Source organism: Leucobacter sp. M11, from assembly GCF_035726885.1.
Classification (GTDB): domain Bacteria; phylum Actinomycetota; class Actinomycetes; order Actinomycetales; family Microbacteriaceae; genus JAPFRB01.
The window spans coordinates 328,075-329,286 of sequence record NZ_JAPFRB010000001.1 but is presented as its reverse complement, the minus strand read 5'-3'; the positions used below and the strand labels follow the sequence as shown (position 1 = coordinate 329,286).

Sequence of the window (1,212 nt, the reverse complement as noted above, 5' to 3'; positions counted from 1 at the left end):
AGGTCTCCGCCGTAGCCGTCCTCGCGCCGGTTCGACAGCGGGGACAGGAACTCGTGCAGGAGATAGCCGTGCGCCGCATGCAACTCCAGCACCTGGATACCCGCCTCGACCGCGCGGTCCGCCGCGGCGACAAACGCCGCGACCACCGCAGCGAGACCCTCCTCGGTGAGGGCCCGGGGCGTCCGGTAGTCCCCAAAGGCGACCGCGGACGGGCCAACCGTCTCCCAGCCGCCCTCCTCCTCCGGCACCGAGCCCGCGGGGCTGTCCGGCATCCACGGGTGCGTCGACGCCTTGCGACCCGCGTGCCCCAGCTGGATCCCGACCGTGGCGCCCTGCGAGCGGGCGAACGCCACAATGGGGGCAAGCGCATCCCGCTGCGTGTCGTTCCACAGCCCCAGACAGAACGGCGAAATCCGCCCCTCGGGGAGCACCCCGGTCGCCTCGATCATCACGAGCCCGGCCCCGCCTCGCGCCAGCGAGCCGAGGTGCGCCTGATGCCAGGCCGTCACCACCCCGTCCCGACCCAGCGCCTGGTACTGGCACATGGGGGACACCCAGAGCCGATTCCGGATCTCCACGGCGTGAAAGCGAACGGGGGTGAACAACAGCGGGGTAACCATGCAGACAGCCTAGAACCCCCGGGCCGCCTCACCCAAGCCCCCTCGGCTCGCGCGATGACCGCGCCGCCGGCGATCCCCGGCCCGCACACCCAAAGAACCCCATCCGACCGTCAGCGGCACCCGCTACGGTGAGAGGCAGCACCGGACCCGAACCCCTGGAGGCCACCCCCGTGAGACTGCTGCACACCTCCGACTGGCACCTCGGCCGCACCTTCCACGGCCACCCCACGACCGACGCCCTCCGCACCGTCCTCGACGCGCTCATCGCCCAGGTCCGCGAACACCGCGTCGACGCCGTGCTCGTCTCCGGCGACATCTTCGACCACGCCGCCCCGGCCGCCGATCTCTACCGCGTCCTCTCCGACGTCTTCCGGGAAATCCGCGCCGCCGGAGCCCACATCGTCGCCATCAGCGGCAACCACGACAGCGCCACCCGCCTCGGCTTCCAGGCCGAATGGGCCGCCCTCGCCGGCGTCCACGTCCGCACCGACCCCCGCCGGATGCGCGAACCCGTCACCCTCCACGACGAGCACGGCCCCGTCCACCTCATCGGGCTGCCCTACCTAGAACCACTGCTCGTCCGCGACCTCTT

2 protein-coding genes are annotated in these 1,212 nt (G+C 71.9%); one reads left to right on the top strand and one right to left on the bottom strand.

Going from position 1 to position 1,212, the window contains the following annotated elements:
- A partial coding sequence (locus OOT08_RS01625; RefSeq protein WP_442916151.1) for an oxidoreductase occupies positions 1-620 on the bottom strand: 620 nt, incomplete at its 3' end.
- Positions 621-790: 170 nt separating this feature from the next.
- Here OOT08_RS01625 and OOT08_RS01620 point away from each other — a divergent pair.
- The coding region (locus tag OOT08_RS01620; protein ID WP_325090828.1) for a metallophosphoesterase family protein at positions 791-1,212 on the top strand (422 nt) is incomplete at its 3' end.